We start from the raw sequence: 26388 nt of genomic DNA, 5'->3' as shown, positions 1-26388 counted from the left end.
AAGGAGAAAGTAGTGTATGTTAATATGCTAGTTTTAGTAATGGATATAATCCATTATATATTAAAGTTTACGATATAAAATGGATGAATAGAACTTACTTCTTATGGCAAAAAACCCCCATTGATACTTCAATGGAGGTTTTTTATAAAGATTTCTAATGATTATGTTGATGACCCAACTGTTCATGGTCATTTTGACACATCAGCGAATCTTCATGTGGGTGTTCATTATTTTCCATCTGGATTGTCACGTGGCCAATACCTTTATGCTCTAATTCATGTTCAATCGTTCGTAACAGCCTCTGACTTTCATGAACAGATAAGTCTCCATCTACTACCGCATGACAAGAGAGTGCATTTTGTCCGCTAGTGATACTCCAAACGTGCAAGTCATGTATGCTTTTAATGCCTTCAGCGCTTTCCATCGTATTTATGATGTCATCTAAATCTACGTTCTTTGGTGTTCCTTCCATTAACACGTGAATTCCATCCTTCGTAACTCTCCAGCCACTTATAAGCACGAGAACAGCAACGATAACACTTGCTAGTGGATCGGCCCATCCCCAATTGAAAAATATGATTAGCAATGCAGCAGTAATTGCACCGACTGAACCCAATAAGTCACCTAACACATGAAGAAAAGCAGCACGTAAATTTAAATTTTCTTCTGTATCTCCACGCAGCAATATCCATGCTACAAAAATATTAACCAATAAGCCGATAGAAGCGATAATTAACATCCCAGTCGTTGCGACTTCAGGTGGTTCTGTAAATCTTCTGTAAGCCTTGTAGAAAATATAAATTGAAATAAGTACGAGGGTGACCCCATTAAACACAGCTGCTAGTATTTCGAATCGTTTATAACCGTAAGTCTTGCTGTAATTAGCTACTTTTTCCCCGAATTTAAAGGCTAACAGGCCAACTCCGAGTGATATGGAATCACTTAACATATGACCTGCATCAGATAACAATGCAAGACTATTAGTAAGGAATCCTCCTATTGCTTCAATAATCATATAAGCCGTGATTACTAAAAAACTAATCATTAAAGCTTTTTTGTTTGCACCATGTGTATGATCATGACCGTGATCGTGTCCCATTTTTGTAACACCTCCTATGCAACAATTCGCTCATATTAAATGTGTGATTTTGATTTTATTAATGATGGCAAGCGTGATCCAATGTTTGTTTTAACATATTCATTACATGTTCATCATCATGAGAATAAAATAACGTCGTACCCGCTCTACGATATTTAACTAGTCGTAAATTTTTCAGGAAGCGTAATTGATGTGAAACAGTAGATTGTCTAAGGTGCAGTGTTTCTGCAATCTCATTTACGGAGTATTCTTTATTAAAGAGTAAATGAAGAATCCGAATTCTTGTTGGATCCCCTAATGCCTTGAAAGTTTGAGATACCACAAACAATGTTTCTTCATCCAAGTCTTTTCTTAGTTCGTTTTCTTCAGCTTCTTTATTTTCCTCCATTATAATTCCCTCGCCTTCCGTTTCAATTCAGTTTTATATATGTGTATATCGGTATATGTTCATATTATAGTTATAATACAGACTCGATGTCAATCATTAGCTTCATGCTCCTTTTGTATTCCATTTCAATATTCTATTATAGTATAATAAAATCAGTTCTATAAATAAGAGGAGGTGGACTATGCCCTATAAATCGCGTACAAAATCGAATGAATTAATAATCATAGAATTATTAAGCAAACGAATGAATTTAGATAGCAAGGTAAGGCAGCACTATTTCAATCTTAAAAAAGGCTAAGAAGGAGAGGTGTTATTTGATAGCTTAACAGAAAAACTACAGTGTGAATGCTTGATATTAAATGATTTGTTACTGATAGTAAATAATACCACATTCCAAATTGACTCCCTCATTATCTTGGCAGGTAAAATCTATTTTTTTGAAGTGAAAAACTATGAAGGCGATTATTATTATGAGTATGATAAGCTATTCAAGAAACCCAACTTAGAAGTTATTAATCCATATCTCCAATTGAGTAGAAGCGAATCCTTACTACGTCAGTTACTTCTCAGCCTCGGATTCAAACTCCAAATTGATGCTTCCATAGTCTTTATTAATCCTAAATTCACCTTATACCAAGCACCTCTAGATAAACCAATTATTTTTCCAACTCAAGTTAAGCAATACATGGAAAATTTAAATATAATACCTTCAAAATTAACTGAAAGTCATTAGAAAACTTGGTAATTCGCCAAGCCTTTGGGCGAATTGCCTTAGTTGCACTTATGCAGTAAGAAAGTAGTTATACTTTCTTATCTGCTAAAAAACTTGCAGAAAAATTATTGTCGTTGAATAACACCGATTCTCCTTATAAACAAATACCTTCCTACGATTATGACCAACTAAAAAAAGGGACTACCTGTGCTAAATGTGATTCATTTTCCGTGTCTATAATGAAAAGGAAATGTGTTTGTCACGAATGTGGATTCACAGAGCCAATTACAAGCACTGTATTAAGAAGTGTAAAAGAATTTAAGATTCTATTCCTAAACGAAAGGATTACCACCAATACCATTCATGACTGGTGCCAAGTAGTACAATCGAAAAGGGCGATTCGACAAATACTGGCAACTAATTTTCATGTTGTCGGGGTTCATCAGTGGACTTACTACGAATAAAATTTCATGATGCCTTTAGTCCTTCATCACCTCGATGAAGGACTTTTTACTGGCTTAAATACCTCTTTTGCGCTCTCATCCCTCTCATGAGAAACCTTTCAACTGCTTCAGCTCCTCTTTCGCGCTCTCATCCCTCCGTAATCAGGGTGGCACTCGGGTTCATGTGTCACGAAACGAGTCATTTAATCCATATCCAAATAACTGCAAGCAACATGACCCATTGATTTGGCTGCAATAAGAATCGCATCCTCGTCTATATCGAATTTTGGGTGGTGGTTAAAGTAAGGGTCTGTAACACCTTTTGGGGTACATCCAATAAAGAAATAAGAACCAGGGATTTTTTCCAAGTAATACGCAAAATCATCTGATGGTGCCATCCTAGGAAATTCTCTGACTTCTGTAATGTTTTTATCCTTAACCCCTTCCAAGGTCTCTGCAACAAATGCAGTCAATTCAGGATCATTATATAATGGTGGATAGTCAGGTGTATACGTTAGCTCGCAAGTTACCCCAAACAATTCTTCCACTCCACCCACAATCCGATGAAATTCTTTGTCGATAACCGCTTGTGTTTCATCATTCGAATAACGAATATCACCTTCAAGCTCAATGCTATCTTTAATAACGTTGAAGCTACCTTTTCCATCAAATGAACCAATCGTTACGACACCTGTAGCGAGCGGGTCTACTCTACGACTGATAATTGTTTGTACTGCTGTTACAAAGTAGGATCCTGCCACAATAGCGTCATTTGCTTTATGAGGGGATGATCCATGCCCTCCGCTTGCCTGAATCCGTAACTTAAAATAAGTACGCCCATTAAATGAATATCCACTATGATAGCCAACTGTTCCTGCTTTCGCCATTGGTAAAACATGAATGCCAAAGATTGCCTCTAACTCACCAAGTTTTCCAGAATCAATGATGCTTCTTGCACCACCAGGAGGTTGCTCTTCTGCATGTTGATGAATAATTTTAATGGTTCCTTTGATGTTATCCCTTAATTGGATGAGGCAGTCTGCCAAAATTAACATATACGCTGTATGGGCATCGTGTCCACACGCATGCATCACACCTTCATTGCTTGATTTAAACGAAAAAGCTGTTTCTTCTGTGATTGGCAACGCATCAAAATCAGCACGAAGGCCGATGGTTTTGCCTGGCAATTGACCTTTTAACGTTACAATGATTCCATATCCATTTCCGACGTTCGTTTCTACTTCAACATTCTTTCCTTTATAAAAATCGGCAATATAGGCTGCTGTTCTTTCTTCTTTAAAAGAAAGTTCAGGATGCTCGTGTAAATGGCGACGGATTTCGATCATTTCATCTTTCCGTTCTTCCAGCATTTCCATTAATTCATTTCTCATCAAGTAAGACTCCTTTCAATTTTGGTTAAATGATTATGTCGTTTGTTCAGCTATTTAAGTAAATAGTGCATGTCATATTCTTTACTCTTTTTCATTAATTACAATTAAAATATTAGCATAAACGCTAAGTCTTGTTTTACTATAGAACCTATGATATATGGAAAATGAAAACGCCTAGTAATAAAATCAAGAGTACACACTGTTTCAAAAGTAACACTAAAAAATGACCACCAAATTGATGGTCATTTCAGTATTTAATAATAATATCGTTTTCCTGTCTTTTTCGCTCGCTAATTTCTTATATTAGCTCTTGGAGAACAGCATAAACTTCAGGAGCAACTTTATTGATGCGTGCTGGTTTCCACTCCTGATTTACCCACATATGCATTGTTGAACCTTTTGCAAGCAGCTCCCCGGAAGGTACAACTGTTTCTTTCCCTTCGCTTTGTTTGAATTCTGCTTCACTAATTTTTCTGGCTTCATATAAAAACTCCAAACGCACTGGAGAAGCGTTGGCTATTTTTGTATAAATAGCGATACAATCGTCAAAGTGGGCAGATTTTTTATAATTTACATTTACATCTATTACCGGGAGAAGAAGACCTAGGACTTCCATCTTTTTATAAGCAATCCCATAATGACGCATCCATTCGGTACGGCCAACTTCAAACCAGGTTACATAATTGCCATGATGTACGATACCCATTTGGTCCGTATCCTTATACTGGACACGCATCTTTTCCTGTTGCCAGGCTTCTGCCATTTGTTAATCCTCCCGTCATGAAAATTTTATCAATTGTTTCTTGATAGTTTTTCTTCTGCTACTTCCGTTAAACGGAATTTTTGCACTTTCCCTGTGCTCGTCATTGGCCACTCAGTAGAATCTATAAACCAAATATGACGAGGGATTTTAAAACGGGCAAGACGGGAAGAACACCAATCTATAATGTCCCTTCTTGTACAGGTTTCACCCTCTTTTAGCTCAATAAAACCAGCACCTATTTCTGTTGTTAAGGCATCTGGTACACCAATAACGTTTACTTGACTGACTGCTGGATGATGGGAGATTGCTATTTCCACCTCACGAGGGGATACCAATTCTCCTGATACCTTGTACATTTCTTTACTTCTGCCAAGAACCTGCAGATAACCATTTTCGTCAATTCTTCCAACATCCCCTGTACGGAGCCATCCATCTTTATCAATTGCCTTTGCCGTTTCATCCTGTTTTTTATAATAGCCATGGGTAACCGTAGCACCCCTAACTGCAAGTTCTCCTACAGAACCAGCAAGCAAGTCTTCCCCGGTATCCCGATCAATCGTTTTATACTGAACTGCACTGCCATTAAATTCCGGAAGTCCACTGCTCCCATTGAGCTTCGGACGACCAACTCTTGATGAGATGCGTTCAAGCGAATCACCAATTTCCGTCGTGACCCCTGATGACGCCACCTCTGTTTGACCATATCCAGTAATTATTTCGGTTAAACCAAGTACGTCTATTGCCTTTTTCCATACAGGAACTGGAGCTGGCGCTGCACCACACCACATGGCAAAAAGATTGGATAAATCAAATTCGGAAACACGCGGGTGATTCAATAATGGGACCAATGTGGAAGGTACACACAGATAATCGTTTGCCTTGTATTTCTCCATTAACTGCAGTGATAAAAGCGGAGATGCCCCAAGTGCTGATATGAACGAACCACCGACAAAGGACATCGCAAAAATTGCTTCAATAATAGCAAAGCAATGATAAAATGGCAGAGGCGCAAACGTCACCCGTCCTTCTTCAATCGCCCTGCTCATACATGTACCATATCCAGAACGAAGAAGCATATCATCTGTAAGCATTACACCTTTTGGGCTCCCGGTAGAACCGGATGTATACATTATAATAGCAACTTCATCTGGATAACGGGACTCACCCCACCTTTGTTCCAATTCCTCATATGTAACGGATTCTGATCCTTTGATAAAATCATCCCATGTTAGAAAATGATTTTTGACGGAATCCTGTTTTTCATTTTCAAAGCAAATAACTTGCTTTAATTCACTATTTTCTTGAAAATCCGCTTCATCCAGTAATTCGGAAATCGCTTCACCATGTTGTTTATCCTTTATCATCTGCTCTAAAATTAAATACTGGGTATCTGACTGAGAAATTATATATCTCAATTCATCCTTCGTAAGCATCCCATTGATTGGAATAAATACTGCTCCAACTAGAGAAGAGGCAATCATCAATGATGGGAAGGTGGAATCATTATCCATTAAAATCGCCAAATGATCTCTTCGCTTCACCCCTAGTTTTATAAATGCCTTTGCATATTGAACTGCCCTGTCCCAGACTTCTCCATATGTAACTACTTCATTATTTATGTAGATATAAGGTCTATCTTTATATTGAATACATGCTTTTGAAAAGTGTCTTGCAATTGTATCCCGCGGCCATACCGGAAAACGTTCCTCTAGTGCCTTTCGTCTTTCTGAAACACTCTGACTTAGAGTCGTTTGATTTGATATTGAAGACATTCATACTCCTCCTTCATGTTTTTATGAAAATATCACAAACTTTTAGAAGCAAACATCATTAGAAAACTTGGCTTATCGCCAAGTGCCTTAATATAGATAAGCCTCAGTTGCACTTATGCAGTAAGACAAAAGAGTTAGCCCTTCTTAAAAGCAATCACAGCATTATGACCGCCAAATCCGAAACCATTGGATAAAGCAATAGTAATGTTACCTTTCACAGCTTTATTTCCTACATAATCCAAGTCACATTCTGGATCTGGACTTTCCAGGTTAATTGTCGGCGGAAAAATATTTTCTGCCATACTTTTCAGTGTAATCACGGCCTCAATAGCTCCTGCTGCACCAAACAAGTGACCTGTCATGGATTTCGTAGAACTGACTTTGAGATGTTGCGCATGTTCCCCAAATGCTTCTTTAATCGCTTTTGTCTCGGAAATGTCACCCGCCGGAGTACTTGTCCCATGGGCATTGATATAGTCCACATCTTCCGGCTGAATCTGTGCCCGCTCGATTGCCAGCTTCATCGCTTTTACAGCCCCCTGATAATTCGGCGCTGTAATATGGTATGCATCTGTTGTACTTCCATAACCGATAATTTCACCAAGTATAGGTGCACTACGATTCTTTGCATGTTCATATTCTTCCAAAAATAAAACACCTGCTCCCTCTGACATAACAAAGCCGTCACGGTTAAGGTCAAATGGACGAGAAGCCGTTTTAGGTGTATCATTTTTAGTTGACATTGCACGCATTTTTGAAAACCCGGCAAAATAAAGTGGTGTAATGGTAGCCTCTGCCCCACCTGCTAAAATTGCATCTGAATATCCATGAGCTATATTTAAATAAGCTTCTCCAATAGCATGATTGCTCGTCGCACAGGCAGAAACTGTTGCAAAACTAGGTCCACGAAACCCTGTCTTAATCGCAACTAATCCCGAAGCTATATTATTTATAGACGTTGGGATTAAGAATGGGGACACCCGTTTGGCTCCTTTTTCCAGCATTGTTTTATGATTATGTAATAGAGTTTGCAGACCTCCAGCACCGGAGCCAATATAAATTCCAACTCGATCCTTATCCACCGCATCCAATTTTATTTTTGACTGTTCTAATGCTTGCATTGCAGCAGCATACCCATATTGTGTGAACAAATCATACTGTTTTATTTCCTTAGATTCAAGGTACTTCTCCCCATGAAAATCATCTATGTAACCCGCAATTTTTGTGTTAATATCCTCATATACCTCGGATTCCAGTCGCTTAACACCGGACTTTCCCTTCTTTATGTTATCCCAAAGGGTTTCTGTATCATTTCCCAATGGTGAAATAACACCCGTCCCTGTAATCACAACTCTACGTTTCAAGCTTATTCTTCCTTTCAACAATCTTTAAGATTAGTGCTCAATTTATACCTGTATTTTATCATAATTAGAATTATTATGTTAATTTGTTAAACGGCTTCCTGTACTTTTCTGAAATTCTTTTACTAAAAATAAATTGTCCCATCATCTACTTCCTGTAAATATACCAGTTAATCAATGAGACTTGATTTTCTCCTCTATCTTCATATATAATAAAGCAAAATTAATACACTTAGCGTTGACAAAGATAAAGTACAATTACCCGCTGGATTTTTAGAGAGCTTGTGGCTGGTGGAAACAAGTACCACGGTGAATTGGAATTGGACTTTCGAGCTAATTTAACAGTAAGTGATCCTGCACATGTAGGATAATCAGGGTGGCACCGCGGTTCATTCGTCCCTTTTCGATAGGGATAAATGGGCTTTTTTTAATGGAAAAAAATATATTGGAGTGTGGAAAATGAAAACAATATTTTCTGGAATTCAACCGAGTGGAACATTAACGATTGGTAATTATTTAGGTGCAATTCAGCAATTTGTAGAGTTTCAGGAGGATCACGATTGCTACTTTTGTATTGTGGATGAGCATGCAATAACCGTACCTCAGGATCGACTGAAGCTAAGACAAAACATTCGTTCACTAGCAGCTTTATACCTTGCAGCTGGAATTAATTCGGATAAATCAACCTTGTTTATTCAATCAGAAGTTCCAGCACATACACAGCTGGGCTGGATGCTGCAGTCCATCAGCTATATCGGTGAGCTGGAGCGTATGACACAGTTTAAAGATAAATCAACAGGTAAAGAAACCGTTTCATCTTCATTACTAACATACCCTCCTCTAATGGCTGCGGATATTTTGTTATATAAGACAGATATTGTCCCTGTTGGTGATGATCAAAAACAGCATCTTGAGCTGACACGAAATCTGGCACAACGTTTCAATAAAAAATTCAATGACATATTCACGATACCTGAAGTCCACATACCTAAAGTCGGGGCCCGCATTATGTCATTGCAGGAACCAACAAGTAAAATGAGTAAGTCAGATGAAAATGAAAAATCATTTATTTCCATGCTTGATGAACCGAAGAAAATTGAGAAAAAAATTAAAAGTGCTATCACTGACTCAGAGGGCATTGTGAAGTTTGATAAAGAAAATAAACCTGGCGTTTCTAACCTGATGACTATTTACGCTAGTTGTAGTGGTAAATCAGTAGAAGCTATCGAAGCTGCTTATGCAGGTAAAGGTTATGGTGAATTTAAGCAGGACGTTGCAAATGCTATTGTGGATGTACTGAAACCTATTCAGGAGCGCTATAACGAGTTAATCGATTCAGAAGCATTGGATGAGATTTTAGATAAAGGGGCAGAAAAGGCTTCCTTAACAGCTAATAAATCATTAGCAAAAGCTAAAAAAGCAATGGGATTAGGACGCGTGAAGAAAAAGCGTTAAATGGAGAGGGTGCTCCGATTTTGTTATATCGGAGCACCCCTTATTTTTCGTGAAAGGTGAACTTTATCGTTTTCTTGTCGAACTTTATCTATTCCGAGTTTAACTTCCAACAATTCTGAGGTGGCTTTATCGATTCCGTGTCGAACTTTATCGTTTCAGCTATATCCGCCGTGAATTCGGCGAGCCCGCCAATGCTCTACTTCTGCTTCGATGTATTTTGCTCAGGCGCTTGTTCAAGCTCCCACATTCTTTCCAGAAATGGCTGTCCTTTAATCATCTTGCTGCACAATTCTTCATGCCCAATACTCCACCCTTGCTTAACACCCTCATAAAGTGCTTCCCACACTTTATCCTCGTTCATATACCGAATATAAGGGTATTTTTTCGGATCCCATTCGGTCAGCCAGTAGCGAAGCTCTTCCAGGTTATTTGCAGTTCTCAATTGATCAAGGGCAATCATCAGCAATTGCTTGAGCTGCCTTTCTCTGCGTGTCAATCCATGAACAAGTTCTGGAGCCATCGAAAGCATATGATATTCTTTTTCGACGATTTCTCCTTCAAATTTAAACGATTCTGGTTTGGTGGTTTTGATCATATCAAACACAAGTTGCTCTTGACGTGGAATAAGTCTGCTTTTACGAATAGGTATCCGATAGCCGATTGAATCAAAAGCAATAATATCCTTGCCGTCGGTAACAACACATGCGTAATCAAGTACCGTTCTCTCCTGGCCTTTGCGGACATAGGCACGTTTGTGAATCATATCAAGAAGTCCTTTAGGTAAATCATGCATGTCATTTTCTATGTAGTTATAAAGCACTTCAGATATGTATAGTAGTGGAACCTGATCTAACAGCTCTATCCCGTCTTCTTTTCGCCACTCATGAAAATAGCAAACACTATAGCCATTTTCTTCACCTTCAAACCAATTAACCCAAACATCGTGTAAATACAACATATACAACCCTCGCTTCTTTGCACTTTGTCTTTTTCTAAAATGAAATCATTTAAAATACATTATGACCATCATGCAAAAAAATATTCGATTTGCGAGAAGTTTACATATTGTGAGGGTATCGAAAAAGTGCAATTGCCATTAATATAAAGCCTATTGGTAAAAAATAACATTCCAACCGTCCTGTGATGAAAATTAAATAATCCCCCCAAGAAATCCCAGAAGGCAGGAAATTCATATATGCTATCGTTGTTACCCCACCTGTAACAGCCAGTCCAAAGCCTATCAAAAATAAAAAGACAGTCCCCATTTTTTCCACCACCCATGCTTGTCCAGTGCATTTATTTTATTTTATGCATGGGCAATGGAATACATGAATAGCTGTAAGCAGAGCGAAGTGATACAACTCTTGTACGACTATTCGCGGTCCGGCCACTCCACACGCTTCCCCCTGCCAAATCTCAGAAACTTGGCATTCGTTAAAGGTATTCTTATGAAATCGTAAATTGCTTTCTTAAAACCTCCAGTAAAAAGTATTTATAGTTTCTAAACCGCCATAAAAAAAGGCTGACCTCCTCAGGCCAGCCTCTTGCTTAGACTAGTTAAACTTTTTAAAAATTAACGAAACATTATGTCCACCAAATCCAAGTGAATTACTCATCACGACGTTGACATCCTGTTTCCGAGATCCGTTGGTAACATAATCAAGATCACAATCCGGGTCTGGTGTTTCATAGTTCATTGTCCCAGGGATTTGACCGTCCGCAATCGATTTAATAGATATGACTGATTCAATACCACCAGCTGCACCTAACAAATGCCCTGTGACCCCTTTGGTCGACGATATTGGCAGTTTAGAAGCATATTCATCAAAAACCGTTTTGATTGCTACTGTTTCAAACTTATCATTAAGATGTGTACTTGTTCCATGTGCATTCACATAGTCGACATCTGAAGGGGAAATTCCTGCATCCTCAATTGCATGCTGCATGGCACGTGCAGCCCCTTCACCATTCTCTGCTGGAGCAGTAATGTGATACGCATCACCTGTTGCACCATAGCCAACAATCTCACCGTAAATGTGCGCACCACGCTCTTGTGCAGATTCTAGTGTTTCTAAAATTAGAATACCTGCTCCTTCACCCATTACAAATCCATCACGATCTAAATCAAATGGGCGGCTTGCTTTTTTTGGATCTTCATTTGTTGATAATGCTTTTGCCGAAGAAAAACCCGCAAATGCCATATTTGTAATCGGTGCTTCGGTTCCGCCTGCGATGATATAGTCAGCATCACCGCGCTCAATAGCCTTAAAGGCATCACCAATTGAATTTGCGCCTGATGCACATGCTGTTACAGTACATGAGTTAATTCCTTTTGCACCAAACTGGATTGATACTTGACCTGCTGCCATATCCGGAATCATCATTGGCACGAAGAAAGGACTCACACGACGATATCCTTTTTCCAAAAACTTCGTATGCTGATCTTCTAATGTTCCCATACCACCAATGCCAGACCCAATCCAAACTCCAACTCGATTAGCATTGTTTTCATCGATTGTAAGATTTGCATCGTCAATTGCCATTTTAGAAGCAGCCACAGCATATTGTGTAAACAAATCCATCTTTCTTGCATCTTTTTTCTCCATGAAAAGGGTTGGATCAAAATCCTTCACTTCTGCAGCTACATGTGCGGGAAAATCATCTTTATTAAGTCTAGTTATATAATCAATTCCAGAATTCCCTGCGACAACGTTATCCCACATTGTCTGTACATCATTTCCTACGGGGGAAACTGATCCGAGTCCTGTTATAACTACTCTTCTTTCCTCCATTGCGTATTCCTCCTATGACGTAAACTAAGTTATTTGCCCCAGCGAAGCGCAATAGCACCCCACGTTAATCCTCCGCCAAAGCCAACTAAAACGACTAAATCATCATCTTTTATCTTACCACTCTTTACACCTTCAGATAAAGCTATCGGAATAGAAGCAGACGAATTATTTCCATATCGTTTAATGGAAGTCGCCATTTTTTCTTCTGAAATTCCTAATTTTTCCCGGGCCGCTTCCATGATTCTAATATTCGCCTGGTGTGGTACTAAATAATCAACATCTTCTTTGTTGTATCCAGCTTGCTCAACGACATTTACCGACGAATCCGGCATTTGTCGCACAGCAAATTTAAATACTTCTCTACCATTCATCATAAGGTGATCCTCATCATTTTGGTATAATTCTTTTCCGCCTGAACCATCTGCTCCAAGTTCAAAGGACAGAATTCCTTTACCTTCTGAAACCGGTCCTACTACTGCCGCGCCAGCTCCATCACCAAAAAGCACACATGTATTACGGTCTGACCAATCGGTAATTTTAGAAAGCTTTTCTACACCAACTACTAAAATGTTTTTATAGGCATTTGTTTCGATAAACTGTTTAGCTGTAACTACCCCGTACATAAATCCTGAACAAGCTGCACTTATGTCCATTGCCGCAGCTTTACGTGCTCCTAATCTGTCCTGGATCATACATGATACTGATGGAAACGGTGTATCTGGTGTTACAGTAGCAACAAGTATTAAATCAATATCTTCTGCCTTTACATTTGACTCTTTCAATGCTTCCTGTGCTGCAAAAAAGGCCATATCTGAAGTATTTATATCATCACTTGCTATTCTGCGTTCTTCAATACCAGTTCTTGTTCTTATCCATTCATCGTTTGTGTCGACAATTTTTTCCATATCTTTATTCGTCACTACGTTGGTTGGGACGTAATGTCCAGTGCCTAAAAGACCAACATTCATATTTTCATCCCCTTATAACTAATGTTAATATCAAATCTTATGACTTGGTACTAATTTTAATGCATTCTTTCCCAATGTGCAAGAAAAAGAATTAATCTGACTCTTGTTCATTCGGTAATAATCCAGTTTCCTTATATTCCTCAACCGCTTCTTTCATCTTGTCCTTAAATTCCTCAGGGACATCCGGGCTATATTTCCCCAAAGAGATAACATCATCCTTAAAGTCAAACGTTAACACACCACCACGAAGCTCTCCCTCATTAAATTTTTCCGCAGTAAGAACATATAATTTTTCAACATGCTGAATTGTACTTGTCAAAACTGTATTTTCAGCGATTTCAGATTGATCTGAAACATATCCAATAGCATACAAGTCATCTTCACTTGCATGTTTAATAATAGAAGCACTAAACATATCTCCGGTTGGATAGAATACATCCACATTTTTGTTCTGCATGTGTTCATACTTTTCCAATGCAAGTTGACTTTCATTCCAGTTGTTTACATAACTTAAGTGTACCTCAACTTCTTGGTTCTGGTATTTTGCCCCTTCATAAAAACCCTCTATCTCAGGCTGCCATTCAAACGCTCCAACAACCCCTACATTATCCGTTTCGGTCATCCTTGCTGCAATCATTCCACCAAAAAACCCCATGGCATGTGAGTTGAAATTCAGACTCGTCAAATCTTCATCAAACTGACCACCGTTAAAATAGACAAAATGAACATCTGGGTATGCTGTTGAAATATCTTTAAAGTGTTTCCCATATGTACTGCTATGTCCAAATATAAGATTTACCCCTTGATTAACCAGTTCATCAACTGCCTCATTAACTTCCTGTTCGGTTTGAATACCTTCTTTGAAAAAAACATCAACATTAAACTCTTCCTCTATTTCAAGTAATCCTTGATACCCCTTTTTCCCCCATGGCTGATCGTGAATAGATGTTTCAACCAGCATTCCTGCCTTCTGCAATTTACCTTGATCAAAATAATTTGAACATCCCGATAAAATCATAAATATAATAGCTGTTAATATAACAATGGAAACTTTTTTCAACGCGCGCACTCCAATCCGGATTGATGATTGCTTGTCTGTATTTTAACCATAAACTACAACTTGAAAAATGCTAATTACCTGTTAATACTCAGGATATTAATAAAAGTCTTCAAATTTCTCATAGTGCTTTATAACCATTTTTAGATTTTCTTCTATAGTTCTATTGTTTCGAATATAGACGGAATTTTCAAGTTTTATCTCCTCACTTTGTTTATTATTTATTGATTTAACTTCTAAGATTTCTGGTAATTGAGACGACTTTATCCACTGGGTAAGGCTTTTCATAAAGTCTCCTATATAAATTGCTTCATTCAAAAAAATATCCGAATCAAACGGTATAAATGAGTTATGATGATACATTCCATTAATTTTCATAGGCATCCATTCACCAAAAAGTATTGGAAGTTTAATTAAATGGCTTGTATTCTGTTGAAGTGTTAAATCAAGTTGATTTTCTGTGATTTTAATTGAACTATCGTACGTTGCATCCCTTTCCGAAGAAGATATATGCTGGAATGATGAATTTCTTCCCACAAACATTGATAGGTGCTTTTTTTTATCTGAGGAGAGATCGTCAATTCCATCTACTTTATAACCATTTTCCAGTAAACAATTAACAATATGAAAACCAACCCACTGAAAACAGTTCTCTACTAAAAATAACATGAATATCCATCCTTCACTTTTATTCTTAACTAATAAATACTTTTATTTTTTATGTGGATTTGATAAACTATATGAGGAAAGTTTCACGAATCAGTACTTGTCGTAAATAAAAAAAGAGGTGTAAATTATGCGGTTTCTACTTCCATTAGTTTGGGCACTTTTAATTAGTGGTGTTATTTCATACGTTTTAAGTAGTATGGCTGGCAACCCATTCAATTTGATGAACACAGTTATACTTGCCGTAATCGTTACAATTGCTATCAGCATTTTGGGTGAAGGTGCTTTAAAAAGTGAAAGTGAACAATAATATAATTTAAAATTTATTAGAAAACTTGGCATTAACTAGGCTTTTATGGCGAGTGTCATAATTGTACTTAAGCAGTCATTTAAACTGTTGATGAACCCTTGCCTTCAAGGTGACGAATGGCAAGGGTTTTTGTTTTAATACCAGGGTAATACACTTAATGCAGTAAGTGCTGCCAAAGGTAAGATAAGTCGTCTGAATCTTCTTCTAGGATAACCGAACCCATAACCATAGCCATAGCCGGGATACCCATAACCGGGATACCCGAAACCAAATTGGCGCTGCTGGTGGTCAGACGGGTATGCATTTGCATGCTGCTCATCTCCTTGCCCTAATGGAACTGCAACATATACATATTCATCATCAAGACCTGTTATGATGCCATCTACTTTTGTTCCATCATTCATTTCAACCAGTACATAAGAATGCATATGATTCTTACATAATTCATACATTTGTTGATAATTCTGATTCATATTTTCAACCTCCTCACCAACTAGACTATTCAATTGCCTATAGGTTGGTGACTTGTTATGGTTGAAAATCCATCTTCGTTTGGGAGGAAACACAATGGAAGTAATTAATTCGCTTTGGGTATTAATAAAATATACTTTTTTAGGATTGATACAAGGTTTTACTGAGCCTATTCCGATTTCATCAAGCGGCCATCTTGTTATTTTACGCGAGCTATTTGGTGTAACCGAGGTAACAGGGCTATCGTTCGAAATACTGGTTAACTTTGGCTCACTTATTGCTGTCCTTGTTATTTATCGAAAAGATATATATCGGTTGGTTGAAAATGGGATTCGGTATATTTCAACGAAGGATAACGCTGCAAAAAGTGATTTTCAATTTATCCTGTTTCTCATTATTGCAACGATTCCAACTGGTATTCTTGGTGTATTATTTGAAGATTATATTGAAGAAGAGTTAAGCACAGTATCCGTAATCGGTTATACACTACTTATAACTGGACTTGCTTTATGGATCATTCGCAATTTACGTGGCAATAAGAATGATGGTGATATAACCATAAAGGACGCAATTATTGTTGGTTTAGCTCAATCTGTTGCTCTAATACCAGGGATTAGCCGTTCAGGTGCAACGATTGTCGCAGCAATGCTTGTTGGCATGAAATCAGAAACAGCTTTACGTTTTTCATTCCTGCTTTATATTCCAGTAAGTTTAGGAATAACGGTTATGTCTGCCGGTGAAATTCTTGGAGATGATAACATAAGCGTACTAGCGATACCTTATATCCTGGCATTTGCAGCATCACTTGTTGCCTCCTATTATTCATTACGCTGGTTTATGAATGTAATGGCACGCGGAAACCTTAAATACTTCGCATTCTATTGCTTTATCGTAGGTATACTTGTCATTCTCTTCCTATAATTATGTTTTGCTAATCCCTCCAATTGGGTATTTAAACCCTATGGAGGGATTTTTATGGCTTTTATAAAAGATGAAAAAAATTTCCTGGATATCCATCTCGGTACCTATGAACTTTCATTTAACAAAAAATACCGACTGATAACTTTATTAAATGACTTCACACTTGGGCTTTGGTTTCTGATTGGAAGTGTGTTTTTTCTTTTTGAACCTTTAAAAACTGCAGGCGCCATTTTATTTATCGTGGGAAGTGCGCAACTACTCGCCCGACCTGTTATAAAATTAATACACGCCTTTCAATTCTCCAATAAAAGAAAAAACTTCTAGCCAAATACCTGCTAGAAGTTTTTGCAGTTTAGTTAGCTTGTTTTTTCTTTTTCCGCATTGCTTTTGGAATATAAACGCAATATGGTTCACTCTCCATGTAATCACCGGTTACGTTATATGCCCTTGATCTTGATCCACCGCATACATGCCTGAATTCACATACTCCACATTTCCCCTTATATTTATCGGGATTACGCAAGTTTTGGAACACTTCTGATTCACGGTAAATCGTTGCAAGTGGTGTCTCGCGTACATTTCCTGCTTTTATCGGTAACAGTCCACTTGGAAAAACATCACCGGTATGTGAAATAAACACAAAGCCGTTGCCATCATTGACCCCTTTAGGTGCACGACCGAGCCCATCAATTTGACCTGTCTTGCCGCTCATTAGTGCGTCTTCATAACGAATCGCATCATCATGATCTTTATTCTCGCGCATTTTTCCTTGAATAACAACACGGCGATAATGCTGTGCTGCGGTTGTTTTTATATCGTATGGAACACGTTTTGACAGTTTATATAGCCAGCGTAATACTTTCTCATGTTCAGCAGGTGAAATCATATCACTTTCTTTTCCACGACCAGTTGGCACAAGGAAAAACACACTCCAAAGCACACAACCTAATTTCTCCACCATTTCAGCCATTTCATCCAGATAGTCGACATTATATCTTGAAATCACTGTATTTATCTGGAGGGGCATTTCCAGCTCATGTAAATAATTTATCGCATTCATTGTTAAATCAAACGAACCTGACGTACCACGGAAATGATCATGAACCTCTGCAGAGTGTCCATCGATGGAAAATGCCCATCTTGCTAGCCCAACATTCTTCGCCTTTTCCATTGCTTCTTTCGTTACATTCGGTGTTGCAGAAGGTGTCATCGATACACGTACACCTTTTTTCACCGCGTATTCAGCTATATCAAAGACATCCGGACGCATTAATGGGTCACCGCCTGTAAAAACAAGCATCGGATTATTCATTTCATATAGATCATCAATTAATTTTTTTCCCTCTTCAAATGATAATTCTAATGGGTGCCGATGGTATTGTGCTTCTGCCCTGCAATGCAGACATTTCAATTCACAGGCACGTGTCAATTCCCAAATAACGATAAACGGATTTTCATTATAATCTTGTGGAAACATGCTACCCCTCCTAAATTAGTTGCTGCATCTAGCTTACGTATTTCCCTTGTGACCAGATGTGACATTTCTCACTAATATGTAAATGTCATAAAATCGCCAAGTTTTAATGCGAAAACGTAAAAAGGATATTAATACCTTCTTAACTGCAAATTAAAACCCTTGGATTAACCACCAAGGGCTTAACAATTTTACTGTTTACCGATTGCTACACGCCACAGAGATGGACCTTCTTCTAAGTACTCCCATGAGAATGTATCTTCACGTTCAATCATAAACTGATAATGAAGCGGTTTTGGATTATGATCATTGGAAAGCTCCATAAACTCTCCTGATTTCAGCTCATCAAATACCTCAAATATTTTTTGATGCCTAAACCTTGGCTCTATTTCCGGTGCATGAATTTTCACTGCAAACTGAGTATCATTCATTGCTTTTCCCTCCAAATTAAGATTTGATAACCTTTAACCAACTTCATCATAAACGCAAATTCTATTCTTAGTTGTGAGTGAGAACACACCTTGACATGATATTTATCACGCTGACAAATAATTTTCACACTTATTGGTTATAGGAATCTATATAAAGTGATAAAATGTAATTGGACTAATACTAAAATAAAGTGCTGTTGTTTATTATTGAAGAAGGGAGTATGAAATTGAATACACATACAATTCAAGAATTATTACAAAAGGTTCCATTGTTTAAAGATTTGACAGACTATGAAATGGAGCCAATTGTTGAACTAGCTAAACACCGCATGTACCGTCATGGCACACATATATTTATGCAAGGCGATCCATTGACAAACGTCTACTTTATTCATCAAGGAAAAGTCAAAATTTACAAAACTGACATTCATGGGAAAGAACAGATTGTGAACGTTCTGCAACCTGGCGATATGTTTCCGCACCAAGGTTTTTTTAGACAAGGTGATTGCCCGGCACACTCCGAAGTACTGGAAGATGCTATACTAATTTATATTCCTATTAAGAACTTCGAGAACTACCTAATTACCCATCCTGAAATTTGTATTAAACTTTTCCGTGTTTTAGGCGACAAAATTATGGACCTACATAATAGATTAGAAGAAAAAATTCTACATAACACATATGAACAGATTATTATGCTACTTTTAAGACTTGCCAAAGACTATGGAAAAGAAACCAAGGATGAAATGATTAAAATAACAACACATTTCACAAACCGTGAACTTGCCAACATGATAGGTTCCAGTCGTGAGACCGTCAGCCGTACGCTCACACAGTTAAAAAAACAAAATCTAATAATTGCCGATAAGTCAGGATCATTCATTCTGGATACTGATGCGTTAAAAGAAGAATTGTTTTAAGTGGAGGTCATCCCAAATTGAGGATGACCTCTTTATTTTCATTTCGTCTGTTGAAAATCTGCTCTTCCGTTGGTTCACGCCCTCCTTCTGGTGATTCGAGCCCTCCTTCTGGCGATTCGAGCCCTTCTTCTGGTGATTCACGCCCTCCTTCTGGCGATTCACGCTCTTCTTCTGGCGATTCATGCCCTCCTTCTGGTGATTCACGCTCTCCTTCTGGCGATTCACGCTCTCCTTCTGGCGATTCACGCCCTGCTTCTGGCGATGTTCTCGCTCTCCTCTAATAAAATTATCAAAACGTGATACAAGTCACTACTTTTTTAATTGAAAATCATTATCATGATATTAGATTCAGAATAAAATATGAGGTGATTTCATGAAAGCAGATGTAAAAATTGTTGAGCTCGATGTCCGTGAAGACTTGCGCATGAAGAAGGAGCCTTTTGATAAAATCATGGGAGCTGTCAAGGAGGTGAACGATGGTGAATCATTTATCCTGCACGCACCGTTCAACCCGGTTCCGCTGCATGCAATATTGAGACGTAAAGGATTTGAACGCATCGTTGAAAAAATAGAGTCAAAACATTGGAAAGTAACCTATACAAAAAAGGTGGCTGTCCTAAAATGATTATTGATAATCGTGGCCTTGAACCACCTCAACCTATGATGCGTACTCTAAAGACACTGGATAAAATGGAAAACGGTACGTCATTTTCAATCATTAATGACCGCCGCCCGTTATTTTTATATGAAGAATTGAACGATCGAGGTTACCAGCACGATACAGAAGAACAAGAGGATGGAAGCTTTAAAATTACAATAACGAAATCTGGTGAATAACATGATGGCTGGCGGAAGCCTTAATTCAGACACAAATATAAAATTGCCACTAGCCTTTATCCTATATGCACTAGCGGCACTGGTTATTTCACAAATAGTTCTTTTTTTAAATAATGATGTACTTGCAGCGGGACAGTTCAGGATCCCAGACATTTGGATGGGAGCACACTTTTTGCTGTTAGGGTATGCGGTAATGATTGCAATGGGAGCGATGTATCAGCTCGTTCCTGTTGCCTTCTTAACACCAATCTGGAATCAAACGTTTGGCTTTATTCAGTTTCTTGTAACTGCAATTGGTGTAACAGCTTTTTCCATATTACTTGGGGTAATGCCTGAATTCGCATTATACGGTGGGATAGTTGCCATCATCGGAATTATGATGTTTATTATTCAAATGGTGAAAACCATCTTTAAGCAAAAGAAAAAGAACACTATGACACTATTTGTAATTGGGGCAATTACAAGCTTTTTCCTTACAATTGTCGCTGGCTTTCTACTGGCATGGAACGTCTCAATTGGCAGTATCGGCAGTCATGGGACAATTTTATCGTCTCACATTGTCCTTGGAGTTTCTGGATGGTTCACATTATTGATCTTTGGATTTTCCTATAAGCTTGTTCCAATGTTCAGTTTGTCACATGGTTATTCGATGAAATGGGCGAAACCCGCATTCATCACATATATTGCAGGCCTAATAAGTTTAATTAGTTCATTCTGGATAGAAAATACACTTGTCCAATCAACTGGCTGGTTTTTACTTTTAGCAGGATTTTTCTTTTTTGTTCTTGATATAAGAGAAATTTTAGCAAAACGGCTGAAGAAAAAATTAGATAAGCCTTTTTCATTTTCTGTTTTAGCTATTTTCAATGGATTGGGTGTTCATATGCTAGCCTTCATGTTCAGTGTTAGTGGTATTCGTGAATCTGCTGTTTGGGGATGGCTGATATTTTTATATGTTATGAGCTGGATAATCTTTAGTATCCTGGGCTATCTGTATAAAATCGTCCCATTTCTGTGGTGGACACATAAATACGCAGACAAAATCGGTAAAGAAAAGGTACCTACACTGAAAGAAATGATTAATGAAAAACACGCTGTCATTCTGTTTACGTTATTTGTCATCAGCGTCTTTGGCCTAACCGGAAGCGGCTTATTGTATATCGAATTTTTCGTATTTATATTTCAGGGACTACTTGCGTTTACATCCTTGCTATACGCTTTATCAATTATTCAAGTTTTAATTAAGTGAAATGGAAGGAGACTTTCTTTATGTCATTGGATAAAAGGGTTGGAGCTGCTTTATTCGAAGTAATTGACCCAGAGCTTGGCGTTAATATAATGGATCTTGGACTTATATATGGAATCGAAGTTGACTTTGATGACAATATTAGAATTGTAATGACATTGACAACTCCTGGCTGCCCAATGCATGACAGCATTAAATCGGGTGTTCTGCACCGTGTCAGTCAAGTTGAGGGTGTTGGTGAAATAAAAATTGATCTTGTATGGGAACCGGCATGGACCCCCGTGAAAATGAGTGATCGTGCTAAGGAAATGCTTGGAATGCGCTAATTAATCTGTTGAAAGTATCGAACGGCTACTTAGATTGTGCCGAACGATACTTTTTTAATTTTTACTAACAGGTAATTCATTGTATTTACCCTCCACTAACCGGTGGGATAAACGCTACAACATCACCCTTCTTTAAGGTTGCATCCGCTTGCGCATATTCTTGATTTACTGCAACCATTGCATTGCTCAGATTATCCAAATTGTACGTTGATAAAAGGTTGTTTTTCAATTCAGTCACGGTAATTCCATCCGCTTCAACAGAGACTTTCTCGTTACCTACAATCTCCTGTAATTCGGCAAAAAATAACACATCAATCATTTCGCAAATCCTCCTCGGAAGGTATATAGGTCGTTTGTTCCTTTTGATCACCTATCCATTTTGTACCGTCTTCCCAATGTTCTTTTTTCCAAATGGGGACAATTTCTTTAATTCGCTCAATTGCATATCTGCTTGCTTCAAAAGAATCATTTCGATGCGGTGTAGAAACAGCAATCACTACCGCTATATCTGATATATCCAATTGGCCAACCCTGTGAACAATGGCTGTCTCAGCATCGTTCCACTTATCATTAATTTCTTCACCAATTTGGGACAATTTCTTTTCGGCCATTTCCTTATATGCCTGATACTCCAGGTATAACGTCCTTTTTCCTTTGGTGAACTCACGAACTGTACCAATAAACGTATTAACTGCCCCTGCTTCGGCCCGGACTACTTTATCAATGCATTCATTTATTTGAATCGGCTTATCTGTAATCCAAAAATTGTTATTCATCTTAACACCTTCTTACGTATTCAGCTAGTTGAACTATGTTTTCATCAATATTATTTATACTAAATGTGGGGAGTCCACTATTTTTAAATAAACCCTCATCCCATGTTCCTATTGCAATTATATTGGATAATCCCTTAAAAAGCGAAAAATCCTGCTCATTTTTCACCATTACTATCTTCGGATATGAAGCATTTTTATATCCTTCAACTAATAGTAAATCAATCGAAAAATTGTTATACATCTGAATGAGCTCATCCAGCTCCATCTTCATATGGAAAGTCAATTGGGTTATATTCTCACCCTGGACACCACTTACGAGTGAACCAGATTCAATATGCATCGTACTATCCGTATTCTCCACTATATCTGGCTCGCCACCGTGTCCATGATGTTTTAGTGTACCAACTTTCATATCACTTGATGAAAAGTAACGAATCAAATTATTCATTACCGTAGTTTTCCCCGAATTTTTATAACCAACTATCTGACAAATTTGCATACTTTTACCTCATTTTATAGAAGGATCTTTTTGTAAATTTTGTTGCTTTATTAATCTTCACAGTTAATATAAACTGCGATATAGCTTAAGGTAACCAATTCGTAGTATTTAGTGTGGCACACTGACCACGCAGTTGGAATATCCTTCCGCGGCCTCACCACGAGCCTCCGACGCATAGGACGTGCTAGTGTAAATGCATAGTCGTGGCGTAATTAGTCTGTCTCGCTCACAAAGAAGGCTCCCTTTTAGGGCTATTAGAATCGCAGTCCCACAGGAATATCGCAAATTCCAACTGCTGGTATTATGGTTTGAATATGCTTGATATTATCCATCATAATATGCATTTTATTTGTCAAGATAAAGTGAGCACAATCCAGCGGAGGAAATACATGGAGACTCCAGCGGGAACAGCAACAGCTGAAGCGTTGCCTAAGGTGCGCGTAGTGTATTTCCGAAGCGGTGTATAGCATTTCAGTAATTATCCACATTCCATCACAGTCTTTAGCTTTTTGACAGTTATAAAAGCAATACTGCTTAAATGCACCTATATAAAAAAAGGCCGATTCATTTCATATGAACCAACCTCGTATTTAATAAATCAATCTGGAACTCCAAGTGCAATTTTGGCATAACGTGACATTTTATCTTTGCCCCATGGGGGATTCCATACGATATTAACGTTAATTTCTTTAACCTCAGGTATATCTGATAGTGCATGTTTTACATCCTGTTCGATATGTGCAGCTAATGGACAACCCATTGCTGTTAATGTCATTGTAACATCACAGATACCTTCTTCATTTAAATCAACGTCATATATTAGCCCAAGATTAACTATGTCAATACCTAGCTCAGGGTCAATTACATTCTCAAGTGCGCCCATCATATTTTCCTTCAGAGCTTCATCCATAACCATTACCTCCTTCATTATACTACCTTTATTTAAACATATTTTTAGTAATTTTTAAATGATATAACTCACACTATAGATGTTTTTCAAACCATTTTACTGTTTCGAGTATTGCATAACGGCTTACTTTATGGCCAGTATTTGTTTCTTTCAAGAATTGAATTTTCCCCTGGTCAGAATAATGCTGCTTTGCATCTTCAAAAAACGTATATGAATGATCAAATGGCACAACAGAATCGTTTTCCCCATGCCAGAATAGCAATGGGCGCTCCTGAAGCTTCTCCACATGATTCGATAAATCATAATGCTGCAACTGTTCATACAGCTGATCAATCATTTCGTCTGTCACTGGTAAATCACCCATTTTTTTAAAGCTGTTTACTAACGTTTTTGCATAAGTTGTTATTTTTGGTGATCCCATTAATACGCCAGCAACTTTAACCCACGGAAATTGTGTTAAAGCAGCGGCAGTTGTAATTCCTCCCATACTTGTGCCAGCAATTCCAAACCGATCATCCAAAATTAAATTTTCTTCATCTAATGCACCCTTGATAAATTTTAATTCATTTACATTTTGCATTACGATATCCCAAAAGGAGATTTGCTTTTTATTTGTGGAAATCTCTGCCTCGCGTTCCCCATGGTACATGCTGTCTGGAAGAATAACGCGATATCCTTTTTCTGCTTGCAAGTAGGCTAAAGGAAGATTATGTTCTTTTGCACTGGTAAATCCGTGGAAATATGTAAGTGTTGGTAATGGTTCCTTTTCCTTTGCTGAATCAACAATGATTAAACACGGAATGGATTTGATTTGTTTGTGAAATATCCCAATCATTCTCAGGACCCTCTCATATAATATTATTTACTGAACATCATATTATTAAATTTGTGTAAATTGCAAGCGACAAGTAATATAATCCTTTACATATATGGAAATGACTTATAAACTAAACTAATATGAGGTGAAAACTTATGAAAAATAAACGGCACTTAATTGCGTTAGACTTAGATGGAACGCTTCTGACAGATAATAAAGAAATTAGTATCCGTAATCAGCAAACGCTTCAACAGGCAAAAAATGATGGGCATATTGTGGTTATAGCAACCGGCAGACCACACCGTGCAAGTATTAATTATTACCATGCGCTCGGTATGGATACGCCAATGGTTAATTTCAATGGTGCATTAATCCACCATCCAACAGATCATAAGTGGGATGCATTGCATAGTCCAATGCCAATCAGAACAGCGCATAAAATCATTGATGCATGCCATGATTTGAACGTTAATAACGTTTTAGCCGAAGTTATGGATACTGTCTATCTTGATCAATACGACGAAAAAATTATCGACATTTTTCAAACAACTCAACAGGATCCACCTTTTACAATTGGCAGTATTAAAAATGAGCTGAAAGAAGATCCAACATCCTTGCTAATTCACCCAAAGGAAGAACATATTCATAAATTAAGAAGCCATTTAGATGATTATCATGCCGAACTTATCGAGCACCGTAAATGGGGTGCGCCATGGAACATAATTGAAATTGTCCGAAAAGGTATGAATAAAGCAGTAGGACTTCAAAAAATTGCACATTATTATCATATCCCGCAAGAGCAAATTATTGCTTTTGGTGATGAAGATAATGACTTGGAAATGATTGACTATGCAGGTGTAGGTGTCGCAATGGGAAATGCAATAGATGAATTAAAATCTATTTCAAAACATGTAACAGCCACTAATGAACAAGATGGCATTGGTGTTTTTCTTGAGGATTATTTAAAGCTTCAGTTACAGAAGCCCTCTAAAAATTTCCTTTAATATAAAACAAATATTGAACCATACTAGTAGTGAGCGCATCAAAGCGTTCACTACTTTTTTGTTGACTTCCGGAATAGATAAACTTTACCAATCACTTTTCGCAAGTGGTTGCAACTGTTTTTCTAAGGAGGAATCACCGATGGGGAAACGTAACAAATCAAGGCGATTCAGTCAACACAGTGCTGATTCTGTTAAAAAACATGATGAACGATTTCCTTACCGATCACGATTCAGCGATGTTGAACGGAAGCGTGAGGAAGCGGACAGCCACACAGTAGGAGGGTTTTAGATGGAAAATAATTTATTTCAGCAAGCTAAAACTGCCGTTAACCGCATAACGAATGCTCAAGGAGGAGCAGCAAACCAAAAGGATAAACAGGCTGCACAAAACGCCATACAGTCAGCCAAAGCCGAAAGTTCTCCTGAAGAGCAACAGCAACTACAGCAACTTGAGCAGCAATTACGTCAACACAACCAATTAAGTTAACCTCCATTAAATGTGCGTTACTGATTTTCAAATCATTTTTCTGATGACGAGGGATTATAACGTGCAAAATAAACACCCTTACCACATTTTAA

The 26388-nt window shown here is 37.9% G+C and carries 33 protein-coding genes and 1 other annotated feature; of the genes, 13 read left to right on the top strand and 20 right to left on the bottom strand.

The features are described 5' to 3' along the window. Window positions 1-154 precede the first annotated feature (154 nt). Window positions 155-1099 (bottom strand): cation diffusion facilitator family transporter, encoded by a 945-nt coding sequence (locus tag BMY13_RS10890; RefSeq protein ID WP_092504552.1) that lies wholly within the window; start codon window positions 1097-1099, stop codon window positions 155-157. Between the two features lie 58 nt (window positions 1100-1157). Then, complete coding sequence (locus BMY13_RS10885; protein ID WP_092493685.1) at window positions 1158-1487, bottom strand: ArsR/SmtB family transcription factor; 330 nt, start codon at window positions 1485-1487, stop codon at window positions 1158-1160. Window positions 1488-1794: 307 nt separating this feature from the next. On the opposite strand from BMY13_RS10885, the gene BMY13_RS19990 reads away from it, so the two are divergent. After that, entirely contained in the window at window positions 1795-2220 is a 426-nt protein-coding gene (locus BMY13_RS19990) for a nuclease-related domain-containing protein (protein WP_342728897.1), read from the top strand. Window positions 2221-2845: 625 nt separating this feature from the next. Here BMY13_RS19990 and BMY13_RS10875 read toward each other — a convergent pair. From BMY13_RS10875 to fabF (BMY13_RS10860), 4 genes are all read right to left on the bottom strand, one after another. Then, window positions 2846-4033, bottom strand: coding sequence for an amidohydrolase (locus BMY13_RS10875; RefSeq protein ID WP_092504550.1), 1188 nt, complete (start codon window positions 4031-4033; stop codon window positions 2846-2848). Window positions 4034-4331: 298 nt separating this feature from the next. Further along, on the bottom strand, window positions 4332-4796 hold the full coding sequence (locus BMY13_RS10870; protein WP_092493683.1) for an acyl-CoA thioesterase: 465 nt from the start codon (window positions 4794-4796) through the stop codon (window positions 4332-4334). A gap of 29 nt (window positions 4797-4825) precedes the next feature. After that, entirely contained in the window at window positions 4826-6568 is a 1743-nt protein-coding gene (locus BMY13_RS10865) for a class I adenylate-forming enzyme family protein (RefSeq protein ID WP_092504548.1), read from the bottom strand. A gap of 134 nt (window positions 6569-6702) precedes the next feature. Then, complete coding sequence (fabF, locus tag BMY13_RS10860) at window positions 6703-7932, bottom strand: beta-ketoacyl-ACP synthase II (protein WP_092504546.1); 1230 nt, start codon at window positions 7930-7932, stop codon at window positions 6703-6705. Window positions 7933-8158: 226 nt separating this feature from the next. Then, window positions 8159-8333 (top strand) — a binding site (T-box leader). A 55-nt stretch (window positions 8334-8388) separates the two neighbouring features. Here fabF (BMY13_RS10860) and trpS point away from each other — a divergent pair. Then, on the top strand, window positions 8389-9384 hold the full coding sequence (trpS, locus tag BMY13_RS10855) for a tryptophan--tRNA ligase (RefSeq protein ID WP_092504544.1): 996 nt from the start codon (window positions 8389-8391) through the stop codon (window positions 9382-9384). Between the two features lie 196 nt (window positions 9385-9580). On the opposite strand, the gene BMY13_RS10850 is transcribed toward trpS, so the two are convergent. The 6 genes from BMY13_RS10850 to BMY13_RS10825 form a co-directional block, all read right to left on the bottom strand. After that, the gene (locus BMY13_RS10850) at window positions 9581-10342 is read right to left on the bottom strand and encodes a YjbA family protein (protein ID WP_092493679.1); all 762 of its coding nucleotides are present in this window, start codon (window positions 10340-10342) and stop codon (window positions 9581-9583) included. Between the two features lie 100 nt (window positions 10343-10442). Beyond that, on the bottom strand, window positions 10443-10649 hold the full coding sequence (locus BMY13_RS10845) for a YuzI family membrane protein (protein WP_092493678.1): 207 nt from the start codon (window positions 10647-10649) through the stop codon (window positions 10443-10445). Window positions 10650-10937: 288 nt separating this feature from the next. Further along, entirely contained in the window at window positions 10938-12176 is a 1239-nt protein-coding gene (gene fabF, locus BMY13_RS10840) for a beta-ketoacyl-ACP synthase II (protein WP_092493677.1), read from the bottom strand. Window positions 12177-12205: 29 nt separating this feature from the next. Beyond that, window positions 12206-13144 (bottom strand): beta-ketoacyl-ACP synthase III, encoded by a 939-nt coding sequence (locus BMY13_RS10835; RefSeq protein WP_092504542.1) that lies wholly within the window; start codon window positions 13142-13144, stop codon window positions 12206-12208. A 91-nt stretch (window positions 13145-13235) separates the two neighbouring features. Further along, window positions 13236-14213, bottom strand: a complete 978-nt coding sequence (locus BMY13_RS10830) for a BMP family ABC transporter substrate-binding protein (protein ID WP_342728892.1) — start codon at window positions 14211-14213, stop codon at window positions 13236-13238. An 87-nt stretch (window positions 14214-14300) separates the two neighbouring features. Then, the gene (locus BMY13_RS10825; RefSeq protein WP_092504540.1) at window positions 14301-14870 is read right to left on the bottom strand and encodes a hypothetical protein; all 570 of its coding nucleotides are present in this window, start codon (window positions 14868-14870) and stop codon (window positions 14301-14303) included. 127 nt (window positions 14871-14997) lie between these two features. Between BMY13_RS10825 and BMY13_RS10820 the strand changes: the two genes are divergently transcribed. After that, window positions 14998-15177, top strand: coding sequence for a DUF2929 family protein (locus BMY13_RS10820; RefSeq protein ID WP_092493674.1), 180 nt, complete (start codon window positions 14998-15000; stop codon window positions 15175-15177). A 134-nt stretch (window positions 15178-15311) separates the two neighbouring features. On the opposite strand, the gene BMY13_RS10815 is transcribed toward BMY13_RS10820, so the two are convergent. After that, window positions 15312-15650, bottom strand: coding sequence for a hypothetical protein (locus tag BMY13_RS10815; protein ID WP_092504539.1), 339 nt, complete (start codon window positions 15648-15650; stop codon window positions 15312-15314). A gap of 94 nt (window positions 15651-15744) precedes the next feature. On the opposite strand from BMY13_RS10815, the gene BMY13_RS10810 reads away from it, so the two are divergent. Together BMY13_RS10810 and BMY13_RS10805 are read left to right on the top strand one after the other, a co-directional pair. Beyond that, window positions 15745-16569, top strand: coding sequence for an undecaprenyl-diphosphate phosphatase (locus BMY13_RS10810; RefSeq protein ID WP_092504536.1), 825 nt, complete (start codon window positions 15745-15747; stop codon window positions 16567-16569). Window positions 16570-16623: 54 nt separating this feature from the next. After that, on the top strand, window positions 16624-16893 hold the full coding sequence (locus BMY13_RS10805) for a YrhK family protein (protein ID WP_092504534.1): 270 nt from the start codon (window positions 16624-16626) through the stop codon (window positions 16891-16893). 28 nt (window positions 16894-16921) lie between these two features. On the opposite strand, the gene BMY13_RS10800 is transcribed toward BMY13_RS10805, so the two are convergent. Together BMY13_RS10800 and BMY13_RS10795 are read right to left on the bottom strand one after the other, a co-directional pair. Then, window positions 16922-18046: a TIGR04053 family radical SAM/SPASM domain-containing protein gene (locus BMY13_RS10800; RefSeq protein ID WP_092504532.1), complete on the bottom strand. Its 1125-nt coding sequence runs from the start codon at window positions 18044-18046 to the stop codon at window positions 16922-16924. A gap of 188 nt (window positions 18047-18234) precedes the next feature. Continuing rightward, the gene (locus BMY13_RS10795) at window positions 18235-18474 is read right to left on the bottom strand and encodes a DUF2249 domain-containing protein (RefSeq protein WP_092493669.1); all 240 of its coding nucleotides are present in this window, start codon (window positions 18472-18474) and stop codon (window positions 18235-18237) included. A gap of 227 nt (window positions 18475-18701) precedes the next feature. On the opposite strand from BMY13_RS10795, the gene BMY13_RS10790 reads away from it, so the two are divergent. The 5 genes from BMY13_RS10790 (at window position 18702) to BMY13_RS10765 (ending at window position 21803) form a co-directional block, all read left to right on the top strand. Beyond that, the gene (locus tag BMY13_RS10790; RefSeq protein WP_175476775.1) at window positions 18702-19394 is read left to right on the top strand and encodes a Crp/Fnr family transcriptional regulator; all 693 of its coding nucleotides are present in this window, start codon (window positions 18702-18704) and stop codon (window positions 19392-19394) included. A gap of 373 nt (window positions 19395-19767) precedes the next feature. Then, window positions 19768-20019, top strand: coding sequence for a DUF2249 domain-containing protein (locus BMY13_RS10780; RefSeq protein WP_092504528.1), 252 nt, complete (start codon window positions 19768-19770; stop codon window positions 20017-20019). After that, window positions 20016-20231 carry a DUF2249 domain-containing protein gene (locus BMY13_RS10775; RefSeq protein WP_092504526.1) on the top strand — a complete coding sequence of 72 codons (216 nt, stop codon included), beginning with the start codon at window positions 20016-20018 and terminating at the stop codon, window positions 20229-20231. The genes BMY13_RS10780 and BMY13_RS10775 overlap by 4 nt, the downstream gene beginning before the upstream one ends. Window positions 20232-20235: 4 nt before the next feature. Continuing rightward, window positions 20236-21480: a heme-copper oxidase family protein gene (locus tag BMY13_RS10770; RefSeq protein WP_245736085.1), complete on the top strand. Its 1245-nt coding sequence runs from the start codon at window positions 20236-20238 to the stop codon at window positions 21478-21480. Between the two features lie 20 nt (window positions 21481-21500). Further along, window positions 21501-21803, top strand: coding sequence for a metal-sulfur cluster assembly factor (locus tag BMY13_RS10765; protein ID WP_092504522.1), 303 nt, complete (start codon window positions 21501-21503; stop codon window positions 21801-21803). An 85-nt stretch (window positions 21804-21888) separates the two neighbouring features. Here BMY13_RS10765 and moaD read toward each other — a convergent pair whose 3' ends face one another. From moaD to BMY13_RS10740, 5 genes are all read right to left on the bottom strand, one after another. Continuing rightward, entirely contained in the window at window positions 21889-22122 is a 234-nt protein-coding gene (gene moaD, locus BMY13_RS10760; protein ID WP_092493663.1) for a molybdopterin converting factor subunit 1, read from the bottom strand. Beyond that, complete coding sequence (locus BMY13_RS10755; protein ID WP_092504520.1) at window positions 22115-22579, bottom strand: molybdenum cofactor biosynthesis protein MoaE; 465 nt, start codon at window positions 22577-22579, stop codon at window positions 22115-22117. Before BMY13_RS10755 ends, moaD begins: the two co-directional genes overlap by 8 nt. Before the next feature lies 1 nt (window position 22580). After that, window positions 22581-23078 (bottom strand): molybdopterin-guanine dinucleotide biosynthesis protein B, encoded by a 498-nt coding sequence (gene mobB, locus BMY13_RS10750; protein WP_092504518.1) that lies wholly within the window; start codon window positions 23076-23078, stop codon window positions 22581-22583. 598 nt (window positions 23079-23676) lie between these two features. Continuing rightward, entirely contained in the window at window positions 23677-23988 is a 312-nt protein-coding gene (locus BMY13_RS10745; RefSeq protein WP_092493660.1) for a metal-sulfur cluster assembly factor, read from the bottom strand. A 73-nt stretch (window positions 23989-24061) separates the two neighbouring features. After that, window positions 24062-24823 carry a prolyl oligopeptidase family serine peptidase gene (locus BMY13_RS10740; protein ID WP_092493659.1) on the bottom strand — a complete coding sequence of 254 codons (762 nt, stop codon included), beginning with the start codon at window positions 24821-24823 and terminating at the stop codon, window positions 24062-24064. A gap of 137 nt (window positions 24824-24960) precedes the next feature. On the opposite strand from BMY13_RS10740, the gene BMY13_RS10735 reads away from it, so the two are divergent. The 3 genes from BMY13_RS10735 (at window position 24961) to BMY13_RS10730 (ending at window position 26296) form a co-directional block, all read left to right on the top strand. Beyond that, complete coding sequence (locus BMY13_RS10735; RefSeq protein WP_092493658.1) at window positions 24961-25809, top strand: Cof-type HAD-IIB family hydrolase; 849 nt, start codon at window positions 24961-24963, stop codon at window positions 25807-25809. 139 nt (window positions 25810-25948) lie between these two features. Continuing rightward, window positions 25949-26098, top strand: a complete 150-nt coding sequence (locus BMY13_RS19500; RefSeq protein WP_175476774.1) for a hypothetical protein — start codon at window positions 25949-25951, stop codon at window positions 26096-26098. Next, window positions 26099-26296 (top strand): DUF3813 family protein, encoded by a 198-nt coding sequence (locus tag BMY13_RS10730; RefSeq protein WP_092493657.1) that lies wholly within the window; start codon window positions 26099-26101, stop codon window positions 26294-26296. It abuts the gene before it with no gap. The last annotated feature ends 92 nt before the right edge of the window (window positions 26297-26388 follow it).

The organism is Virgibacillus subterraneus (assembly GCF_900110695.1).
Taxonomy (GTDB): domain Bacteria; phylum Bacillota; class Bacilli; order Bacillales; family Amphibacillaceae; genus Lentibacillus; species Lentibacillus subterraneus.
The sequence above is the reverse complement of the archived record's forward strand: the minus strand, read 5'-3'. Positions and strand labels throughout refer to the sequence as shown.